The organism is Acinetobacter sp. CFCC 11171 (assembly GCF_003268405.1).
Lineage (GTDB): Bacteria > Pseudomonadota > Gammaproteobacteria > Pseudomonadales > Moraxellaceae > Acinetobacter > Acinetobacter amyesii.
On record NZ_LQXP01000008.1, the window covers coordinates 32,273 to 54,414 of the forward strand.

Sequence of the window (22,142 nt, forward strand, 5' to 3'; positions counted from 1 at the left end):
ATGCTTTGCGTGAATTGATATGGTTATTTATGAACATCGTCTTGCTTGACCCACGTCAAACTGAATCTGAACTGTGGAGTATCAGTGCTAAACGCCAAATTGAGCATTTAAAAACCCATGTTGATGTACAGGTGGGCGATACCCTCAAAGTCGGGATTCGGGAAGGAAAGCGTTATTTAACCCAAATCGTCAGTATTGCGGATCACGGCATTCAACTTAAACCCTTACAAGAAGAAGAAGTACCAGCAAAGCATCCGGTGACTTTAATTGTGGCAATGCCTCGTCCGAAAGTGTTGCGCCGTCTGATCATGGATGCCGTCACCTTAGGTGTAGAAAAAATCATTTTGCTGCACAGTTATCGCGTGGATAAAAGCTATTGGCAGACACCATTTTTACAGCAGCTCGATCACTATGTGACGTTGGGTTTGGAGCAGGCAGGTGACACCATTGCGCCCAAAATTGAACTGTATAAACGCTTTAAACCCTTTGTGGAAGATGTTTTACCGAGCATGATTTCATCGGACTATCCCGCTTATGTGGCGCACCCTTATGTCGAAGATGTGATGCCTGCAGGGATTCAACATGGATGTACGATCATTATTGGGCCTGAAGGTGGATTTATCCCTTATGAGGTCGATTTGCTCATAAAAAACGGTTGCCAAGCAGTCAGCTTAGGCAACCGAATTATCCGTACAGAAACTGTGATTCCGTACGTTTTAGGGCGATTATTTGGCTGTTGACGCTTCTGTCTCAGCTTGATCACCACGGTAAACTTTCACTTCCTGTACAGGGTAAGGAATTGAAATATCATTTTGATTGAATGCTTGGATAACGTGTTCTTGCACTTCACTGATTGAGTTCGCAGTAGTGGTTTCAGTGGTATCTACCCACCAACGGACATTCAGATTGACTGAGAAATCAGCCAAAGCATTTACGTTTACGGTAAACGCAGGTTGGCTCAAAATGGTTGGGTCTTTGTCCAAAATAGCCAAAACAATATTTTTAGCTTTTTGAATGTCATCTTCATAACCAATACCCACCACAAATTCACAACGACGACGCTGATAAGCGGTATTCACCGTTACCGCACTGGTGTAAACCGTCGCGTTTGGAATCACGATACGACGACCATCTGGAGAGCGTAGGAAGGTTGCGCGGATCTGAATATCTTCAACTGTACCTTCCATGCCTGACACAATAATGTCGTCACCGATTTTGAATGGTTCACCGAGGAGAATCAAAATACCCGACAGTAAGTTCTGGAAAATATCTTTAAACGCGAAACCGATTGCGACCGAACCAATCCCCAATGCACTCATGAGCTGACCCGGTGTGAAACCTGGGATTGCAATGACCATTGCAATTAGGAAACCGAAGAACATAATGGCTGAGCTACCCACACGGTTCAGGACCAAAACTAGATTTTGTTTTGAGTAAGAACGGTCAGTGAGCGCTTTACGAACAAAGAATCTAAAGAGTTTAGACAGTAGATAGAAGATCGTAAAAACAATTAATGCGATACAAATATATGGCAGGCGTTCCCAAAATCCATCGACAAATTTATCGATCGTTGAGTATGCGTCATTATATTTAGAGGTATGTTCCAGCACGGTTTGTGCGGTTTTTTCTGTTGCCTCTTGCAAAAGTTGAGTCGTGCCTTGAGTGACATCACTCAAGGCATTTTCTTTTTCAGCCACGAGTTTTCCAAATGTTTCGATTTTTCGCTATTTTGCCTGAAATTAGTGGCGAAAATAACCCTCATTTACAGGCTGGCGAACAGATGTATCAAAATTCAGACAGGCTTAAATTCGGTCAGTGGTTTAGAAATATTCAGTACCTTGTTGAATGATTTCTGTCGGCGATTCAATTTCACCGCTACCCATCATATACGAGGTGATGCTACCTGTAGCCAAGAGCGACAAGACACTGATTAAAATCATCAACCATGCCAGAATTTTTTCCCAAACTGCAGCAGGGCGTGGCGCGCCGTATTGATTTACGGTCGCTGTACCTGAGGCTAATAATAAATATAGGATAAAGAAAAGATTGATCACGGGGATAAATAATAATAGTAGCAACCAACCGGCTTTATTGAGGTCATGCAGCCGACGCACGACAAAGACACAATAAAAATAAATGTAAAGAATCATAATCGCCAAATAGGCGAGGCCAGATATCCCAGTGAATATACCAACAAATTGCTCATTTAACGCCATGGTATTGATGTTGAAAATACCCACGGCAAGGCTTAAAGCGATTATGGCAAAAAAGCTGATGATATTGAGAAAGCCATACCAACCAATCATGCTCAGTCGACCAAAACGTCCATCAGGTTTCAGGGGATTATCCGATGTAGTGGTCGTCTGACGGGAAAAGAAAGAAGAGTCATTGGTGTTCATGATCGGATCAACTCAACGTATATGAAAGAATAAAAAAGCGGAGTGCTGAGTAAAATTACCTTTGCAGTATAGGTTTAATTGAACTGGTCAGATACTGAATTAAAACATGTTTTTGTTGAAATTTTGCTTATAGATGTGCTTTAAATGGGAAAGAATAATACGACCAAAGCATGATTGCTGCGATTAAAAATTAATCGTCATACTGCTGTGATGCAGGAATTATAAAAGTAGAAATGTGGCATGGCATCTCGTGATGAGATGAATCAGATCAAGGAAAATACAATATGAAAGAGATCTATCCAGTACCTGAAAGTTTCAAAAAAACCGCACGCATCAACGAGTCGGAGTACTTTGAGCGTTATCAAAAATCGATTGAACAACCAGATGAGTTTTGGGCAGAGCAAGCGCAAAAGATCGATTGGATCAAACCGTTTACCCAAGTTAAAAATACAAATTTTAAGCAAGATGATTTCAAGATTGAGTGGTTTGCTGATGGTGAATTGAATGTCAGTGCCAACTGTCTCGATCGACATTTAAAAGAACATCCACATAAACCGGCCATTATTTGGGAAGGTGATCATCCTTCACGGCATAAAATCATTTCTTTTGAAGAACTGCATGATGAAACTTGCCGTTTTGCTAATGTGCTGAAAAAACATGGCGTGGGCAAAGGCGACCGTGTGGTGCTGTATATGCCAATGGTGCCCGAAGCGGCAATTGCGATGTTGGCCTGTACCCGAATTGGTGCAGTACACTGCGTGGTTTTTGGCGGGTTCTCACCAGACTCATTGGCAAGTCGTATCGATGATAGTCAGGCGAAAGTCGTGATTACTGCGGATTGTGGGATGCGTGGTGGCAAGCCCATTCCACTCAAAGAAAATGTCGATCTTGCACTCGACATTGAAGGCACATCTTCGGTTCAAAATGTCATTGTGGTACACCGTACAGGTAACCCGATCGAAATGAAAGCAGATCGTGATTTGTGGTATCACATGGAAATCATGTCGGTCAATGATATTTGTCCACCTGAACCTATGAATGCCGAGGACCCGCTATTTATTTTGTATACATCAGGTTCGACAGGAAAACCGAAAGGTGTATTGCATACCACAGGCGGCTATTTAACCTATGTGAATTGTACCTTCCGTGAAGTTTTTGACCTTAAACAAGATGATGTGTTTTGGTGTACTGCCGATGTTGGTTGGATTACGGGACACTCTTATGTGTTGTATGGGCCATTGTCGAATGGCACCACGACCGTGATGTTTGAAGGTGTACCACAATATCCAAGTTGGGCTCGGACCGGACATATTGTTGATAAACACAACGTCACTATTTTATATACGGCACCGACTGCAATTCGCGCCATGATGCGAGAAGGGGATGCCTTTGTCCGAGAAAGTGACCGCAGTAGTTTGCGTTTACTGGGTTCGGTGGGTGAACCGATTAACCCAGAGGCATGGAATTGGTACTACACCGTGGTAGGTGAAAGCCGCTGCCCAGTGGTGGATACATGGTGGCAAACAGAGACGGGTGGTTTCATGATTACGCCATTGCCTGGAGCAACCGATTTAAAACCAGGTTCAGCGACGCGTCCATTCTTTGGTGTGCAACCTGCGATTGTCGATGCTGAAGGCAATGAGCTTGAAGGTGCCGTAGAAGGTAACTTGGTGATTAAGGATTCTTGGCCGGGACAAATGCGAACCATTTGGGGTGATCCTGAGCGCTTTATTGAGGCCTATTTCTCCACTTATCCGGGGACGTATTTTACAGGTGATGGCGCACGTCGTGACGAGTCTGGCTATTATTGGATTACGGGTCGTGTGGATGACGTCTTGAACGTTTCAGGACACCGATTGGGAACGGCTGAAATTGAAAGTGCATTGGTTGCACATGATGCTGTGGCAGAGTCTGCAGTGGTGGGTATGCCGCATGATATTAAAGGGCAAGGGATTTGCGCCTTTGTCACCCTACAAGCAGGGACAGCAGAGACGGATGAGTTACGTCAGGAACTGGTGGCTTGGGTACGCAAAATCCTTGGACCAGTGGCAACGCCAGATGCATTGCATTGGGCGCCGGCCTTACCAAAAACCCGTTCTGGTAAAATCATGCGCCGTATTTTAAGAAAAATTGCGGCCAATGAATTGGACTCTTTAGGTGATACCTCGACCTTGGCAGAACCTCAAGTGGTTGAACATTTGATTGCTACGGTTTATCCGAAGTCATAAAAACCATTTGAGCGTGAGTGATCACGTTCTGATGAAAGTTCACTATGGCTTATACGAAGGATTATTAAAGCAATAATGAACGTCCTTTCTCCTATAAAAGTTGATTAGGATGAAGGGCCGTTCATGATGCATTTTATCCATCCTAAATACGACGTATAAAATGATCAAATTATAAGTCGCCTGAATCTTGGTGACTTAGATTTCATTAGATATAGATTTTACAGATATAGACTGCAGGCATTGAGATAAGCTGAATGCCTCTACTTTGTTAAGCTAAAACGGTAACAGAATAATCAGACAGATATATGAACGCTTCAACTCCATTGACTCAAGATCCGATCGATATTGCCCAAAAACTGGCGGCAGAATTTGCCACGACGGCTGCTCAGCGTGATAAGCAGGGGGGAAATCCCAAAGCTGAACGTGATTTGATTCGTCAAAGTGGTTTACTTGCATTGTCCATTGGACAGCAATACGGTGGACAGGGTGCAGATTGGCTGACGATTTTTAAAACCATTCAAACCATTGCTCAAGTGGATAGCTCATTGGCGCATGTTTATGGTTTCCATCATTTATTAATTGCAACGGTACAGTTGTTCGCGCAGCCAGAGCAATATGGCCCGTGGTTTGAACAGACTGCACGTGAGCATTTATTTTGGGGCAATACCTTAAACCCCTTAGACCGTCGTACTACAGCGACGCAACTGTCTGAACACGAATACGTCTTTCATGGCGATAAAAGTTTTTGTTCGGGTTCCATGGATTCAGACATTTTGCTGTGTTCTGGCTTCAATGAAGATGGAAAATTATTGATCGGGGTGATTCCTACAGCACGTGAAGGCGTCAGTTTTCTCGGCGATTGGGACAATATGGGACAACGTCAAACCGACAGTGGAAGTAGCCATTTTGAACAAGTTAAAATTTCTAAAGATGAATTACTACTGAATCCGGGGCCTTTGAGTACACCATATTCGAGTTTACGCCCTTTGATTGCACAGTTGATCTTTGTGCATATGTTCTTGGGGGTAGCCGAAGGGGCATTTGAAACAGCAAAACAGACGGTACAAAGCCAAAAAGCATGGTCAAAATCATTGGTTGAAAATGCAGTGAATGACCCATTTATTCAAAAGCATTTTGCTGAGTTTTATGTGCAATTAGAAAGTGTACGTTTATTGGCAGATAAAGCGGTTCAGCGTTTGCAATGGGCTTGGGAGATTGGTGAAGCTTTGACGGCGGAACAACGTGGAGAAGTCTCTATTGCGATTGCAACTGCCAAAATCGCAGCCACCAATAGCTCGCTATACATTACGCAAAATATTTTCCAAGTGATGGGCGCACGTGCCACAACTGCCAAACTAAATTTAGATCGCTTCTGGCGCAATGTACGTACTCAAACCTTACACGATCCGATTGATTATAAATATCAGGAGGTCGGTGAATGGGTGCTCACAGCCAAAGTGCCAGATCCAAGTTTTTATTCTTAAACGTATATTGCACATGAGCCAATAAAAAGCCTCCGTTTTGGAGGCTTTTTTGCAATGTGCTGTCAGTCGATTTAACGCTGATGAATATTTTCTAAGGTATCGACTAAGGTTCGCGTTGTTTGATCAATTTCATAATTCACGGCATCACCGACTTGGACATCTTTCCATGTGGTGAGACGCAGTGTTTCAGGAATGAGATCGATTGAAATTTCACTATTGGCACGATCAACACGGTTCACAGTCAAACTGCAACCATTGAGTCCAATAAAACCTTTGAGAAAGAAATATTTAATATTGCCTGCTGGAATGTGAATATCGAGATGAAAGGTTTCCCCGCGATGCTCTAAGTTTTTGATCGTGGCTGTGCCTTCGATATGACCATACAGATTGTGACCACCATTTTCTGCTCCAACTTTGGCTGAGCGTTCGACATTGACCTCATCACCAGCTTTGAGAGTTTTCAGCGTGGTGAGTTGATTGGTCAAATCAGAGACATCAAAATGCACTTGGTTGGCTGCCAAATCAATATGTGTAGCCGTTAAACACACGCCATTAATCGCCACACTTGCCCCGATAAAGACATCATGAAAAAAATTCTGATGATTTGAAATCACCAAGGTTGTGAAGCCATTACCTTGACGAATCTCTAAGACTTTTTCTAAACCTTGCACGATGCCTGTATACATGGGAGCGTCTCTAAAATGATTTGCGTTTTCTGTATTGTAGGGACAAAACGAACGCTCGGCTATGCCTTAGAGTGACCATTTCAGTACAGCATTTTGATCTGTCGCAGTTCGATTTTGGCAATGGCCTACAATGCTCGGAATGTTTCAATTGCCGCTAGGCGAGACTGTTTTAAGTCAACGATCGGCTGAGGGTAGTTCAATTCCAATTGAGGATTTTTGGCAAAGGGTTGGTGAATTTGCTTTGCATCCAAATCTGCCAGTTCAGGTAGCCATTGACGTAGATAATCTCCGTTCGGATCAAATTTCTGAGATTGGCTGATCGGGTTAAAAATCCGAAAATAAGGTACAGCATCTGTACCCGTCGAGGCGCACCATTGCCAACCGCCATTATTGGCTGCTAAGTCACCATCGACAAGGTGCTGCATAAACCATTGTTCCCCCAACCGCCAATCGATCAGTAGATTCTTACTAAGGAACATGGCACAAATCATCCGCACCCGATTATGCATCCAACCCGTAGCCAGTAGTTGACGCATCCCTGCATCGACGATCGGAATGCCCGTCTGGCCGTATTGCCACGCAGAAAAGTCTTGTGGTGCATGGCGCCATTTTATTTTTAAGGTTTTGGTTTGAAACGGCTGGTGCTGAGAAACTTGCGGGTAGTCAAATAAAATGTGCTGGTAAAATTCACGCCAAAGCAGCTCATCGAGCCAAGTTTGTTGTCCTCTGTGGTCGATCTGGAAATAGCCGCCTTGTTCACGAAACAGGGCTTGCAGACATTGGCGAATAGACAAGATGCCCAAGTTTAAATACATGCCAATTCGACTGGTTCCATTGAGCGCAGGAAAGTCCCGATCATCAGCATAACGATGCAGATGTTGTTCAATAAATTCATCTAAGCACTGTAGTGCGTGATCTTCTCCAATCGGCCAAAGCTCGATTTGAGTAGCTAACAGCGATGTGGGATAAAAAGGAGTTAAATCAAATTGATTTTGCCACAGCGGATGCGGTTCGAGAGCCGCTTGGACTTCAATAGCGGGATAACAAGTAGGCAGACTGATGCTCAATTTTTCGTAGCAATTTTTCTTAAATGCACCGAAAACTTGATAAGGATGTCCAGATTGATTGCGAATACTGCCAACAGGAAACAGGGTGCGGTCATGGTACAGCTCAACAGAGATGTGCTGCTGTTCTAATAACTGTTGTACTTCGCGATCCCGTTTAAGTTCATTCACACCATGTTCAATATGTGCATGAACAGTGTGTATATTGAGCTGAGTACATAGGGTTAATAGCTCAGTGGCGATGTCTGACCAATGGGGAATATGCTGAATAATCAGTGGAATATTTAGCTCAGCCAATTGCTGTCGCAAAAGTTCCAGTTGGGCAAGATAGCGATGGATTTTAATGGGGGCATCGTCATGCCTTGCCCATTGTTCAGGAGAAAGCGCAATAAAGGCAATCGTTGGACCAGACTGTGTCGCCTGCCACAGTGCGCTATGGTCATGTCGTCTTAAATCTTGTCGAAACCAAACCAGTTGCATATTTATTGCCTCGTTTGTGTTGGAAATATCACTGGAATTACGGGGGTGTCAATTGGTGATAAAATCATCTAAAAAATATCGATTTTAATAAAAAACCATATAATATCTATCGTTTAACTTAACCGATTGCGCACAATTCTGTCAGCTTAAGCGTACAAGCAACGAAGTTTTTGACGCTAGGCGCACTTTTAAATTTTACCTAAGATGAACTCATACAGGAACAGGACGTTCCGGAACATAAAACAATAACAAAGTGTTCACCATCAGGACTGTGAAGCAAGACAGGAGTCATGCTTAAGTATCCATATAGAAAAAGCCCGACAGGATGTCGGGCTTTTTCTTTGTCTACAGGTCAGCTCATTTTTCTAGAATCAGAGCATGTTTTTAAATGGTACTCGAGATAAAAAATCCCCTAAGCCGAGCCTTAGGGGAGGAAAGTGAAGTGAGCCGGTTGTGATTATTATGCTGATTACATGAGCTGTGACTGCATCAACAATTATGCTGATTTAGCCTGCACAACTTGCTGCTGTTGAGCTTCCAGTTCACGAACCAGTGGCAACACTTTTTCGCCAAAGTATTCCACCTCTTCAATGAAGTGGAGAAAACCTGAGAGAACCAAATCGACACCTACACTTTTGAGTTCCACAATGCGTTCGGCAATTTGTTGTGGCGTGCCAATCAGATTGGTTTTAAAGCCGTCGTTGTATTGAACCAAATCTTCAAAAGTAGATTTTGCCCAGTTACCTTCGCCTTCTTTGGTGGATGCACCTGCTTCACGAGTTGCATCGCCAAAGGCATTGACCGCTTCAGTATTGGCATTGTCGATAATAGCTTGAAGCACCGCTTGGGCTTCTTCCTCCGTATCTCGGGCAATGATGAAGGCATTCACCCCGATTTTGACCTGATGGTTATTGGCCTTGGCTTTTTCACGAATATCATCGATCTGCTTTTTCAACTCAGCAGGGCTATTGCCGTTGGTGAAGTACCAATCGGAAACACGTGATGCCATGTCACGTGCTGCACGTGAACTGCCACCTTGGAAGATTTCAATATGCGGTTTTTGCACCGGTTTCGGAGATAGAGTGTAGTCTTTAAATTGATAGTATTTACCATCAAAACTAAAGTTATCCTGCGTCCAAACGCCTTTTAGGCTACGAATGAATTCTTCAGAACGCGCATAGCGTTGGTCATGCTCGGGCCATTCTTCTCCAATCGCATCAAACTCACCACGGAACCAACCACTCACGACATTAATCGCAATACGGCCATTGGTGAGATGATCGATGGTCGCCAATTGTTTCGCAGCCAGAGCTGGTTTCCAAGGGCCGGGTAAAATCGCTGCAATGACTTTGAGCTTTTCGGTTTTGGTCAAAATACCATGACTGAAACTCACCGACTCATGTTGATTTTCCGCGTTATAACCTGCGGTAAAACGAATTTGAGTCAGCGCATAATCAAAGCCACTTTTTTCTGCAGCTTGTGCCAAACGCACGTTATAGTCATAGCTCCAATCGGTACGCTGTTCAATATTACTGACCACCAAACCACCATTGACGTTTGGTACCCAATACGCAAATGTAATGTTTTTTTCTTGTACTGACATTTTGCAAACCCTCGGGATCGAATTGTTATGCTGTGGTGTTTAGGCCACTTGCGTTTTTGGCTTTTTACTATGCAGTCGAGCTTCAGCGGCATCCAAACTTGGAACAGCTGCAGAAGGAAGGACTTCTTCTTGCTCGATTTGCTTATTAATGCCCAAGTTTTGGTTGGCTTGTTGAGACTTGGCTTTCACCACTTCAGCACGCTGACCTTTGGCTGGAGCCCATTCCAAAATCGGCAGCGCACGTGCTACGGCTAAAGTAATGCGGTCACGGAGTAATTCACTATGAATGGTGTATTCAGGGGTGAAATCACGATCTGTTGCATAGACCCCAATCGGCAATGTTTGCGCTTGGAAGAAACTGAACAATGGACGCAGTTGATGTTCAAGCACTAAAGCATGGCGTTCAGAACCACCCGAAGCTGCAAGCAAGACAGGTACATCCACCAATGCAGTTTGTTCGACAAAGTCAAAGAAGTGTTTAAACAGACCTGTAAATGAAGCACGATAAACTGGTGTTCCAACAATCAGTGTATCAGCAGCTTCAACAGCAGCAAGGTCATCTTGTACACGTTGTGGCAATTGGTTACGGTAAATCGCGCCACCTAATAAATTGCCAATTTCACTAAACTTAATAAAATGCACATTGATTGGAGTTGCATCACCGAGTTCATCAACAATGGCTTGCACCAAAGCTTCAGTTTTAGATGGATTGTTTAGGCCACCTGATACAGCAACAATATTCAGGGGTTTTTGTAGATTAACTTGAGACATTTTTTAAACCTAAAAGTGTGGTTTCTCGGAATGCCTTTTATTAATCCCGACGGGTGGATCACTGTAAAATAACGAAAATCAGAAAAGTTATCTGATTTTTAGATATGTTGGAAAAACCACAAGATTCGTGAAATTTCAAATTTTAAACTGTTGATATTTCAACATATAATGCTTAGATATAAGCATTTTTACTGTGTTGATAAAATTTATATGAAAATATGATTAGATTTAAAGATTTATAGAAAATGCGAAAAAAGACGCATTTTAGGTGAAAATCTACATTTTAAATGCAAAAAAATAAGTTCTTGCATATCCTTCACATAGCATGTGTGGTTAGAATAGGGTCATTGTGCACAAGATCTCTCACGTTGCTTATGAATATTTTAATCGTTGATGATCACCCGCTGTTTCGTCATGCTTTAATTCAGGCGGTTCGTTATAGTTTGCCTCAGGCGCAAATTCATGAGACTGCAGCAGTCAATGAATGCTATGAACGTCTTGAAAATGGCCCTGAGCCTGATCTTGTGTTATTGGATTTAAACTTGCCGGGTGCTTCAGGCTTTTCTGCCTTGGTGCATATTCGCGCACAATATCCATCGATTCCAATCATTGTGGTCTCTGCGCATGAAGAAGCGTCGATTATCCAACGTGCGATTGCACATGGCGCGATGGGTTATATTCCAAAATCTGCGCATCCAAGTCACATTGGTGAAGCGATTCGTCAAGTCTTAGAAGGCGAGATTTGGTTGCCACCAAATTTACCAGCCAATATGAACTTTGATCCACGTGCTGCAGATGAAACGGCATTGGCAGAACGTATTCAGTCTTTAACACCGCAACAATTTCGCGTGTTGATGATGGTGGCGGAAGGTTTGTTGAATAAACAAATTGCCTATGAGTTGGATGTGTCTGAAGCAACCATTAAAGCGCATGTAACGGCGATTTTCCGTAAGTTGGGCGTACAAAACCGAACTCAAGCTGTATTGGCAATTAATGCATTGAATATTGAAGAAAAGAAAATCTAAGGATTTTTTCCATAAAAAAAGACCTCCATCGTGAGGTCTTTTTTATGCTATTTAAGTACTAATGCTAGCGCATGATCATTTCGCATTTTAAATGCCGTTTGGTCTTTACATGCGGTTTAAATGCAATAGAGCACTGCAACTTAACAATGACTTAAACAAACCACTTCAACTTAAGCAATATAGTCTTGCTTAGGCGTCAGATCGGTACAGTACAAAGGGTTGAGCGCACATTGCAATTCATCAATTTGTTCATCGGTCACATAGCCGCGCGCTTTGAGATAATCCGCGACACGGTCATCACGTAAACTCAAAAAGGCAGCGTCATAAACGCCCAAATCCACAAATAGGGCTGCAGTTTCTAAACTGTTAAAACGGTCCAGATAGACATCATTGTCATACATCAGGAAGATATGGTCTTGCTTGGAGTTGGCATCGACATTTAAACGTTGTGCCAATTCAAATGGCGCTGTTTTAATAAACAGTAAATCGGATAATTCATCAAACTGTGTTTTATCAAGCTGGTTTTGGTCGGTTTTGACTTTACCGAGCCAAGCTTTGAACACCAATACCGCACCGCCGCGCAGTAGCATGCTCCAAATCTGATGACGGGTGTCCAAACCTAAGCAATTGGATTCTGCTTCTAAATTTTGCAGTAGTAGATCTTCCTGTTCTGCCAGTCGATCGAATAAGCCAAGACCTTGGGGTTTGTAGGCATTCGGTGCAAAGACATCAAAATTCAGCTCGTCAAACACCTGCAAAGCCAGAGGAACGGCACTGCGATAGAGCGTTTCCAACGCTTCGACTTGCACATCACTTAACTTGCTGAACTTAAATAGCTGACGCCAGTCGATCTCTGGCAAAATGGCATTGGCGCCATATTGACGATGAAACTGTAGATTTTGATCAAAACCATGCGGCATTGTTTCTGAAATATTCACAAGATCACTCCTAATATGCGGGGAGATCAGCTTCTCAAGTGTTGAGTTATGACGCTTCTTGAATTGGCTTGAAACTGATCAACTTCTTATGAATATTTTTAAAACGAATGGCGGCAGCTAAATATAAGACTAAAGTTTTAGTTTTTATTTTTGGTTGTAAAAATCTTTTTTAAATCAAATATATTTTTAATTGTAACTAAGTGTACAAGTGTTCACTAATGCATTCGATATTTTTTGCCATAGGCAATCTAAATTTGATATTTATGGCTAATAAATAGACGAAATGTCGGGGCTATTTTGAATGATCTTGCCGCTGAGAAAAATTTTTTTGCCAGTTAGGTAAGTTTAAGTAAAAGCAAGGTAAACAAAAGCCCATTTCATGTGAATGAAATGGGCTACTTTTCACAGAGAGATGTCCTGTAACAGCGCTACTGATTTGAAATCTTCAAACCAGATAACCATGAACGGAGTGAAGCCGGTTTCAACGGTTTTTTCAGTAAGACGATGTTTAACTCTTTTAGACGTTGCGGTAGTTCAGGATCAGAATCTGCAGTAATCAGTGCCACAGGGACATTTTCCTGACGGTTATCTAAAATAAAGTCGAGACCAATCTTGTTGTTATTCAAGTGTTGGTCAACCAACCAAACTTGAATATTCTCTTGTTGAATCAACTCCATGGCCTGTTCAGGTTCAGTGGCTTTAAAGACTTGATAGCCCCATTTGGTCAGTAAGGTCGACATCCCTTCCAAAATGGTTTCATCATTGTCTAAGCACAGAATCTTATAGGCTTTGGTTTTCAGCGGAACCGCTTGGGGCGGTGCAGCGACCACTTTTGGCGCAGCGACCACCGGCACTTCAATCATAAAGCACGAACCATGACCAAGTTCTGAGAACACATGCACAGGATAGTCGAGTAGGCTGGTCATCCTTTGCACGATGGCTAAACCTAAACCTAGACCCTGTTCGCCCCATGGAGAGGTGTGTCCACAGCGTTCGAACTCTTGGAACAACTTAATGCGCTGTTCTTCCGCGATCCCAGGACCTGTATCCCAAACGCCAATACGAATATGCCCCGGACGTGCTGAACGCAGTACACCTACCACAACACGACCACGCGCTGTATAGCGTAGGGCATTACTGACGAAGTTTTGAATAATACGACGAATCCACTGTGGGTCGGTGTCAATCCAGAACTGAGCATCGTGTACGGTCAGTTTGATATTACGCTGTGCTGCAATCGATTTAAATTGCAGTTCAAGATCGCTGAGTAAGTCATGTAGTGGATAAGGCTGACGTTTCGGTTGAATGGTTCCACCTTCGAGTCGTGCAATGTCCAAGAGGGCAGAGAGCATACTTTCCGCACCATGCAGCGCACGATCAAGTTGCTGAAGCGTTTTACGATCATCATCATTTTGTACGCTTTGCTCGAGGGCGGTACTAAACAGACGCGCAGCATGCATCGGTTGCAATAAGTCATGGCTTGCAGCAGCAATAAAGCGGCTTTTCGACATATTGGCTTTATCGGCTTGCTCACGTGCCAATTGTTGTTCAGACAGGGCATCTGCCAACTGTTGGGTACGGTCTTGTACACGTCCTTCAAGCAAGGCTTCATTTTCACGGAATGCGGTAATATCGGCAAAGGTCGTGACGAAACCACCGCCTTCGATTGGGTTCCCGCGCATCTGAATTACACGACCATCTTTACGAATTCGTTCAAATTCGTGTGCGCTGCCGACTTGCATCCAATGCATGCGTTTACGCACATGTTCCTCGACTGAACCGGGACCACATTCGCCGCGTTCAGCGTTATAACGAATCAAGTCTGAAATTGGGCAACCGACATAGACAATGTCTTTTGGATAATCAAACAGTTTGAGGTATTGATTGTTCCATGCCACCAAACACATATTTTCATCAACCACGGACACACCTTGAGTCATATGGTCGATCATGGTCATGATCAGGTTTTGGTTAAAGCGCTGCCACTGTGAGGCTTGGTCAAGAATATTGGCGACCTGACCGAGTGCTAAACCATTATTGACCATGGCTGTGGTGAGTAAGGTACGGGCAGATGCCGCACCGATGGTGCCGGCAAGATACTGTTCGGTAAAACGCCACCACATGCCGTTGGCGCTGCTATTTTCATTTAAAACGACATTGTTTTGTGCGCAGAACTGGTTGAAGGCACGCATGGTTGGACCTTCACCGGTAATGCGTTTTGCCAAAGTAATCAGATCACCTACTTTTAGACGCGCCACATCATGGTGAATATAACTTATGTCATTCGATGTACTTTGAGCAGGAAGGGGCTTGGTTTCATAATAAAAGAAACTTTCGGCCTGAATTTGCTCGGCAACACTTGGACGGAAGACGCGGGAAATCCAAATATAGAGGGTGATATTTAAACCGAGTGCCCAAACTACGCCATGGGTAAGTGGATCGAAAGATTCAAACCCTAAAAGTGCTTCAGGACGTAACCAACTCAAGCCTAGCGGACCCTGACTTAAAAGATTTTCGGTAAATGTTTTAAATTGTTCAGGTAGGCTACGCAATACGGTTGGTAATAACAGGGTATAAGCCCACATGCCAAAACCGACCAACAGACCCGCATATACACCTTGCTTGCTTCCGCCACGCCAATACAAACCACCAATTAGCGCCGGTGCAAACTGAGCCACAGCACTGAAGGCCAATAGGCCAAATACCGATAATTGGTCAATGTCATTGAAGAAATGGAAGAACAAGAAGCCCAATAACATGACCGCTAAAATACACACACGACGAGTGAATTTCAGTACGAGTGGTAGGCGTTTGTCATGACGTGACAATAAGCGTGTACGCCACAGTGCAGGCATGATCAAGTCATTACTGAGCATAATCGACAAGGCCACTGACGATACCAACAGCATGCCTGTCGAAGCAGAAAAACCACCGAGAAAGGCAAGTAAAGTCAACCAGTCTTGGTTATAACTTAAAGGCAGTGAGAGCACAGCAACATCGGGGATTGCCAAGTAGGCAGGTGCTGCATGCAGCGCCCAACTGGCAATCGGGATGATCGCGATAATGGTTAAAATCAGATAAATGGCAAACCAACGACGAGCACCACGGATATGCTTTTCATCACGTAGTTCAACCACCGCGACATGGAACTGACGTGGTAGACAAATAATCGCTAAAGCAGCCAATAATGTTTGAATCCAAAAGCTTTCTGGCACACCTTTGAGCTGGACATCTTTAAATGTACTGCTAATGTCATGGCTGATTTGCGCCATGTTTTCAGGTGATTCAAAAACAAAGAAAAATGCGACTGCAAGTAGTGCAAACAGCTTGACGAAAGACTCAAATGCCACAGCCAACATTAAGCCGCCGTGCTGTTCAGTATTGGCAATCTGTCGTGTCCCAAACATCATCGCCAAAATCGCCAATACACCGGTCAAAAACAGCACACTATTGGTGGTACCTGTCAGACCAGCGGTCGGTTCTAAAATGACTGTTGCACTTAAGGCAATCGCACGTAGCTGCAAGGCTAAATAGGGAATAATGGCAATTACGGCAAGGATCGTGACCAGTGATGCTAAGGGGCCACTTTTACCATATCGTGCTGCTACAAAGTCGGCAATCGATGAAATGGCATGATGCTGACGGACACGCCCTAAACGTCGCCAAATATCATAGCCGAGCGCAACAAATAGCAGCGGTCCCAGATAAATTGGCAGGAAAATAATGCCCTCACGAACGGCGGCACCTGTTGCGCCATAAAATGTCCAAGATGAACAGTAAACCCCTAAAGTTAGGCTAAAGAGAAGCATTCTGCCGCGAGTACTGAGCCTGCTGGCATGCTTTTCACCAAAGAATGCACATACAAAGAGTAATGCGATGTAAAGGGCCAATACCCCGACGATAAGCCAACTATTCATAAAGCCTGCAGCATATTAATTCTCGCTTAATGATAACGCATCCATAGGCTTAGGAAGGTTATTGCTCAAAATTTAACGACCAAAGTCTAAATTACAAGAGATAAGGAACATTGGTAAGTTTAGCTTCGAAATAATTCGAATTAGAAAATTGCGCGCCAAGGTTCGGCGTAAGGAGAATATTATGGATGAGAGACAGGTAGAACAAATTCTACAGAATCCAAAATTTAAGGAAATGGTCAGCCGTAAAAGTAAGTTGAGCTGGACTTTGACGATCATCATGTTGGTGGTCTATGTCGGCTTTATGCTCCTTGTGGGCTATAACAAAGAGTTCTTGATGCAATCCGTGAGTGGTGGTGTGACCACGATTGGTATGCCATTAGGTCTAAGCATTATCGTATTGTCATTCTTACTGTGTGGTGTTTATTCGTATATTGCAAACAACAAGTTGGATGCATTAAACGCAGAAGCAATGCGTGAAGTAGAAGCAATTACTCAAGAAAAAGGACCGCACTAAGATGAAATGGAATTCATTGAAAGCAATAGTATTAGCGGCTCCTGCTCTGCTCATGTCAAGCATGGCAATGGCTGGACCAGATTTAGGTGAAGCACAGCAACAAGCAACCAACTGGCATGCGATTATCATGTTCGCAATTTTTGTTGGCTTGACTTTGTTTATTACCAAATGGGCAGCGAAGCAAACCACCAACACAGCTGACTTCTATACAGCGGGTGGTGGTATTTCGGGTTTCCAAAATGGTTTAGCGATTGCCGGTGACTATATGTCAGCAGCATCGTTCCTCGGTATTTCCGCAATGGTATTCAGTTCAGGCTTTGACGGCTTGCTGTATTCATTGGGCTTTATGGTGGGTTGGCCAATCGTATTGTTCTTGGTGGCTGAGCGTCTGCGTAACTTAGGTAAGTTCAACTTATCTGACGTGGTGTCATTCCGTCTAGCTGAGAAACCTGTCCGTACCCTTGCAGCAGTAAGCTCGCTTGTGGTTGTAGCGTTCTACCTGATTGCACAGATGGTGGGTGCAGGTCAATTGATTAAACTACTATTCGGTTTGAACTACAACATTGCGGTTGTGATCGTTGGTCTACTGATGATGGCTTATGTAATCTTCGGTGGTATGTTGGCAACAACTTGGGTACAGATCATTAAAGCAGTGATGCTACTTTCTGGCGCAAGCTTCATGGCATTCATGGTCATGAAAGGCGTGGGCTTCAGCTTCTCTGAAATGTTCACTCAATCGATCCAAGTTTTCTCTAAAGTACATGACGTATCTTTAGCTGAAGCTGCAAACATTATGGGTCCAGGTAAACTTGCAGCCAACCCAATTGATGCGATCTCTCTAGGTCTTGCATTGATGTTCGGTACAGCAGGTCTTCCACACATTTTGATGCGTTTCTTTACTGTAAAAGATGCAAAAGAAGCACGTAAATCAGTAGTTGTTGCTACAGGTTTTATTGGTTACTTCTACCTATTAACTTTCATCATCGGTTTTGGTGCGATCCTTTATGTATCGAACAACCCACAATTTCTTGATGTAGCGAAAATGGCGGTAACTGGCAAGTTAGAACTTGTTGGTGGTAACAACATGGCAGCGGTTCACTTGTCTGATGCATTGGGCGGTGACTTGTTCATGGGCTTTATTTCAGCGGTAGCATTCGCAACAATTCTTGCAGTAGTTGCAGGTCTAACGTTGTCTGGTGCTTCAGCAATTTCACATGACTTGTATGCAAACGTATTCAAGAAAGGTCAAACTACACCTGAATCTGAACTTCGTATGTCTAAAATCGCGACTTTAGGTCTTGCGATCTTCGCAATGATTTTAGGTATCTTGTTCGAGAAACAAAACGTTGCATTCATGGTCGGTCTTGCATTCTCTGTAGCTGCATGTGCAAACTTCCCAGTGCTTGTATTGTCGATGTTCTGGAAAGGATTAACGACGCGTGGTGCAGTGATTGGTGGTGTGGTTGGTCTAGCAACTGCTGTGATTCTAATTGTATTGTCTAAAGCAGTTTGGGTAGATACATTCGCAATCTCTGAAACACCAATTAACCCATTCAATGGTCCTGCTATCTTTGCAATGCCATTGGCATTCATCTGCTGCTGGTTGTTCTCTGTGACTGATAATTCAGCACAAGCACAAGCTGAGCGTAAAGCATTCGATGCACAGTATGTACGTTCACAAACTGGTATTGGTATCTCTGGTGCTTCAGATCACTAATCTGAATCGCCTAAAAAGCCCCTAATAAGGGGCTTTTTTTATATTTAGTGAATGATATGACGCAGAGGTTTGTAGACAAATCTCTGTCCTATTTGCGTGTATAATTTTCTCCATTGATCGACATTTTCCAATGGCCTTGATCATCTTGATAAGGTGAGCGCTGAATGGTGAATTGTTGAGAGAAATCATCCTGACCGATGCTAAAGCTCTGATCACCAAAACTGCTCAAATGGGCTTTTATTCGCGACTGTTCAGCACCACTGAAGGTTTGGTTGGCAATACTTTTTTCGGTATGTTCTTGATGGTGATACGTCACTTCGCCCGACGCTTTGATCACTAATTCACTGTGGTTGTTTTGCCAAGTCCCCACATAATTTTCATGGCCTTTGAGGAGTGGACTGTCTTGTGTACAGGCAGAGAGCATGAGCAGATAGAGGGGTGCAGATACGAGATGTTTTTTCATAATGAAATCTACCACGCAGGAGATTCCTTTGAATATGTGCCTGAAAACTGAAACTTACAGTAGGTTTTTTGAACCTCTTTGGTAATAAGAAACCCAGCTAGAACAGTGCTCATATGGATGCTTTTTCAGATTAAGATCAACAAATTTTTGCAATAAAAAAAACTCACTTCGTGCTAATTTAAAATCAATCAGTTGATGATGCTTCAGATCGATCATTTCAGCGCATGAAAAAAATATAGAGATTGAAAATAATGCAAGGTTTTGTAGATGTTTGGAAAAGCTTTAGACTTTTACCCTCAGCATGGCTGTTACTGGTGCAGTTTCTGATCTTGGTTTTAACCGCGATTACCCGAGAAAGTCTGTCTTTTCGTGCGCTAATTTGGGTACTTGGGGTGTCGGTACTATTGATCATTGCCAAAGTGATTCGCCAAACTCCAATGTTTACGATTCTAGGACTGAGTTTTGTTGGCTGCGCCGTATTGTTTTCTACTTTGATTATGCTCGGTGTAAATCATCCCAATATTCAAATTATTGCGCATGGTTTTGAAGCATGCGCATATTTTAGTGCAGCCTATGGCTTATTACGCTATATGTTTGCCGATCGTTATTTAACCAAAGACGAACTTTTTGCAGCCGGGGCAGTATTTACCCTCATCGCATGGGGTTTTGCTTTTCTCTATAGTATTTGTCAGCTAATTTATCCGGATAGTTTTGTGAATCCTGCAGAGCCGGGCATGCAGTCGTGGTTAGATTTATTATTTTTAAGTTTTAGTTTGCAGTCTGCCACGGGCTTGTCGGATCTCATGCCTGGGAGCGCGCCTGCACGGGTGTTGGCTATGCTTCAAATGTTTTGTGGGGTGATGTATTTGGCTCTCATCGTTTCACGCTTAATTGCTTTGCAATATATTGCCCATTTACCGGAACGCCATGAGCCCAAAGACAAATAATGGCAGGATAAAAAAAGGACGCAAATGCGTCCTTTTTGGTATTCAGTATCTAATATGAATTAGAAACGGAATTTAGCGTTTACGCCAACAGTTTGAGTGTCAAGCGCAACTTCTTCAGCATTAGCATTTACATAGCTAGCACCAACTGCAACAGCAGGAGTGATGAAGTAGTTTACGTTCGCGCCCCAAGCTGAGTCTGGAGTACCAGCAAAGCTAGATTCAGCGTAAGAAGCACCAACGCTTAATTTAGGAGTTACGAAAAGATCAGTTTTGAATTGGTAAGCAGTGTCATCACCGTAGATGATGCCTGATTCGAAACCAATTGCCATGTTAGTGTCGTCGATTGCGCCAACATATTTAGCACGTGCAGTGATTGCGTCTTGGTCTTGGCCAATAGTTGTAGCTTCAGCAACAGCTTTAGCAACACCGTTACCCATAACGTTGAACGCGTCAACAGCAGCTTGGTCAGCAACGCTAGTGTAACCAACAGCAACTAAGAAGTTTTGAGTTGGAAGCGCACCAACTTCTAATGCATAACGGTCGCCGTTGTCTTCTAATACTTTAGATGCTTGGTTTTTAGAATCTAAAATAGTGTGGCTGTAAGACGCGCTTGCATATACAGGAACAACTTTAGTTGGAACATAAGCTTCAGCTTTAGCACCAAAGTTATGAGCAACTACGTCAACACCTTGTGAACCAACTTCACCGTAGTTGTAAGCAACAGATACGTTAGAAGCTTGGTTTAAGAATGCAGCTTCAGCTAAAGGACCTTTTGTAGAGTCAACATTTTTTAAGTAGTAAGTACCTTGAACACCACCAATGAAATCTTTGTCATTTGCAGTTGTGTCGATGTATTCTGCTTGGCCTTGAACTTCAAATTGGTAAGCTTGAGCACCGGTCATGGCTAATAATAAAGCAGTGGCTAAACCGAGTTTTTTCATGATTTTCTACCAGTTGTTACAAATGGATTAAACATTGAGCATTGTATTGTAACAATATATTAAGTCAATGATCCTAAAGGTTATTATTCAGTCTCTGACTCAGATCTTTATTTCATAATAAGAAATTCAGTTTTTACTCTAACTAATAAGTCACTGAAAAAAAATCATTGAGAACAATTAAGTAAGTTTGATTAAATTCTTAATTAAAAAAATACACTTGAAAAAATACACAACTTCTCAATCTAAAATAACAATTATTATTGTTATTTTAATTTAAAATAACATTTATGGTAGTGGGTAAATTCTAACGCTTTTCACGCATTTGAGGTAATAAATCGGGACTTTGACTGCTGAATTGTTGGGCTAAAACCACTTATTTGTATATTAAATAGACATTTTTGTTTTAAGTTTGAGGGATATGTCACTTAAATATGTGTCTTTGTGATATTTTTAATATCCTAGTGAAATACTTGGCTTTACATCAGGTTTTATTTGATTCATAATTTGCCAATCGAGTCGTCACACGGTTTAAAAGTGTGACTTTGACCCTGATTCTCCATTATTGTTTTTTATTCGCCCAGCTTTCCCCAAGGTTGGGCTTTTTTTTATTCAAAAATGCAACTTTATATTAAAGATAAAATATAGAGCAAATATCTTGTAGAAATAAATGCACTTTTATGGTGCGTTAATAATTCTATTTATCTTTCAATTAAAGTGATATAGACAAAAAAAATCCTGATTTTCAAGGAAAATCAGGATTTTTTAGCCAAAATTTTCGGGAAACTAAAATATTCTGCTGAGGAAGAAATCTAGTGTGCCCTAATACGGTGCATTCTGCACCAATTTATTGCAATTGTAAATATTTATTTAAACAAGTTAATAAAAAATATTTCGCTTTGAAATATGCTGCTGTTTTTTAGCAAATTATCTCGTTCTAAAGTGATAAAAATGTGACAGATTAAGCA

17 protein-coding genes are annotated in these 22,142 nt (G+C 42.6%); 7 read left to right on the plus strand and 10 right to left on the minus strand.

The annotated features are described in order from the left end of the window. The first annotated feature begins 29 nt into the window (after positions 1 to 29). Positions 30 to 740, plus strand: coding sequence for a 16S rRNA (uracil(1498)-N(3))-methyltransferase (locus AVJ20_RS05640; protein WP_111884527.1), 711 nt, complete (start codon positions 30 to 32; stop codon positions 738 to 740). On the opposite strand, the gene AVJ20_RS05645 is transcribed toward AVJ20_RS05640, so the two are convergent. Both AVJ20_RS05645 and AVJ20_RS05650 read right to left on the minus strand, forming a co-directional pair. Further along, positions 726 to 1,697: a mechanosensitive ion channel family protein gene (locus AVJ20_RS05645; RefSeq protein ID WP_111884477.1), complete on the minus strand. Its 972-nt coding sequence runs from the start codon at positions 1,695 to 1,697 to the stop codon at positions 726 to 728. The genes AVJ20_RS05640 and AVJ20_RS05645 overlap by 15 nt on opposite strands. 123 nt (positions 1,698 to 1,820) lie before the next feature. Next, a complete protein-coding gene (locus AVJ20_RS05650; protein WP_111884478.1) occupies positions 1,821 to 2,399 on the minus strand; it encodes a DUF805 domain-containing protein in 579 nt (192 codons plus the stop codon). Between the two features lie 284 nt (positions 2,400 to 2,683). On the opposite strand from AVJ20_RS05650, the gene acs reads away from it, so the two are divergent. After that, positions 2,684 to 4,627 carry an acetate--CoA ligase gene (gene acs, locus AVJ20_RS05655; protein WP_111884479.1) on the plus strand — a complete coding sequence of 648 codons (1,944 nt, stop codon included), beginning with the start codon at positions 2,684 to 2,686 and terminating at the stop codon, positions 4,625 to 4,627. Positions 4,628 to 4,932: 305 nt separating this feature from the next. Beyond that, positions 4,933 to 6,111: an acyl-CoA dehydrogenase family protein gene (locus AVJ20_RS05660; protein ID WP_111884480.1), complete on the plus strand. Its 1,179-nt coding sequence runs from the start codon at positions 4,933 to 4,935 to the stop codon at positions 6,109 to 6,111. A 71-nt stretch (positions 6,112 to 6,182) separates the two neighbouring features. On the opposite strand, the gene AVJ20_RS05665 is transcribed toward AVJ20_RS05660, so the two are convergent. The 4 genes from AVJ20_RS05665 to msuE all read right to left on the minus strand — a co-directional run bounded on the left by AVJ20_RS05665 (position 6,183) and on the right by msuE (position 10,715). Continuing rightward, positions 6,183 to 6,797: a riboflavin synthase subunit alpha gene (locus AVJ20_RS05665; RefSeq protein ID WP_111884481.1), complete on the minus strand. Its 615-nt coding sequence runs from the start codon at positions 6,795 to 6,797 to the stop codon at positions 6,183 to 6,185. A 125-nt stretch (positions 6,798 to 6,922) separates the two neighbouring features. Continuing rightward, a complete protein-coding gene (locus tag AVJ20_RS05670; protein ID WP_111884482.1) occupies positions 6,923 to 8,341 on the minus strand; it encodes a cryptochrome/photolyase family protein in 1,419 nt (472 codons plus the stop codon). 496 nt (positions 8,342 to 8,837) lie between these two features. Then, positions 8,838 to 9,944 (minus strand): dimethylsulfone monooxygenase SfnG, encoded by a 1,107-nt coding sequence (sfnG, locus tag AVJ20_RS05675; protein WP_111884483.1) that lies wholly within the window; start codon positions 9,942 to 9,944, stop codon positions 8,838 to 8,840. Between the two features lie 39 nt (positions 9,945 to 9,983). Beyond that, positions 9,984 to 10,715 (minus strand): FMN reductase, encoded by a 732-nt coding sequence (gene msuE / locus AVJ20_RS05680; RefSeq protein ID WP_111884484.1) that lies wholly within the window; start codon positions 10,713 to 10,715, stop codon positions 9,984 to 9,986. Positions 10,716 to 11,089: 374 nt separating this feature from the next. Here msuE and AVJ20_RS05685 point away from each other — a divergent pair, with 374 nt between their 5' ends. After that, positions 11,090 to 11,740 (plus strand): response regulator, encoded by a 651-nt coding sequence (locus tag AVJ20_RS05685; RefSeq protein ID WP_078190543.1) that lies wholly within the window; start codon positions 11,090 to 11,092, stop codon positions 11,738 to 11,740. A 170-nt stretch (positions 11,741 to 11,910) separates the two neighbouring features. Here the strand turns inward: AVJ20_RS05685 and AVJ20_RS05690 are convergent, their stop codons facing one another. Together AVJ20_RS05690 and AVJ20_RS05695 are read right to left on the minus strand one after the other, a co-directional pair. Then, entirely contained in the window at positions 11,911 to 12,678 is a 768-nt protein-coding gene (locus tag AVJ20_RS05690; protein ID WP_111884485.1) for a hypothetical protein, read from the minus strand. 428 nt (positions 12,679 to 13,106) lie between these two features. Then, positions 13,107 to 16,595, minus strand: a complete 3,489-nt coding sequence (locus AVJ20_RS05695; RefSeq protein WP_111884486.1) for a PAS domain-containing hybrid sensor histidine kinase/response regulator — start codon at positions 16,593 to 16,595, stop codon at positions 13,107 to 13,109. A 181-nt stretch (positions 16,596 to 16,776) separates the two neighbouring features. On the opposite strand from AVJ20_RS05695, the gene AVJ20_RS05700 reads away from it, so the two are divergent. Next, positions 16,777 to 17,109 (plus strand): DUF485 domain-containing protein, encoded by a 333-nt coding sequence (locus tag AVJ20_RS05700; RefSeq protein ID WP_078193192.1) that lies wholly within the window; start codon positions 16,777 to 16,779, stop codon positions 17,107 to 17,109. Between the two features lies 1 nt (position 17,110). Further along, positions 17,111 to 18,826, plus strand: a complete 1,716-nt coding sequence (locus AVJ20_RS05705; RefSeq protein WP_111884487.1) for a cation acetate symporter — start codon at positions 17,111 to 17,113, stop codon at positions 18,824 to 18,826. Between the two features lie 88 nt (positions 18,827 to 18,914). On the opposite strand, the gene AVJ20_RS05710 is transcribed toward AVJ20_RS05705, so the two are convergent. Then, positions 18,915 to 19,289 (minus strand): hypothetical protein, encoded by a 375-nt coding sequence (locus AVJ20_RS05710; protein WP_111884488.1) that lies wholly within the window; start codon positions 19,287 to 19,289, stop codon positions 18,915 to 18,917. Positions 19,290 to 19,540: 251 nt separating this feature from the next. On the opposite strand from AVJ20_RS05710, the gene AVJ20_RS05715 reads away from it, so the two are divergent. Continuing rightward, positions 19,541 to 20,236 carry an ion channel gene (locus AVJ20_RS05715; protein WP_111884489.1) on the plus strand — a complete coding sequence of 232 codons (696 nt, stop codon included), beginning with the start codon at positions 19,541 to 19,543 and terminating at the stop codon, positions 20,234 to 20,236. Between the two features lie 59 nt (positions 20,237 to 20,295). On the opposite strand, the gene omp33-36 is transcribed toward AVJ20_RS05715, so the two are convergent. Beyond that, entirely contained in the window at positions 20,296 to 21,177 is an 882-nt protein-coding gene (gene omp33-36 / locus AVJ20_RS05720; protein WP_111884490.1) for a porin Omp33-36, read from the minus strand. Positions 21,178 to 22,142: the final 965 nt, after the last annotated feature.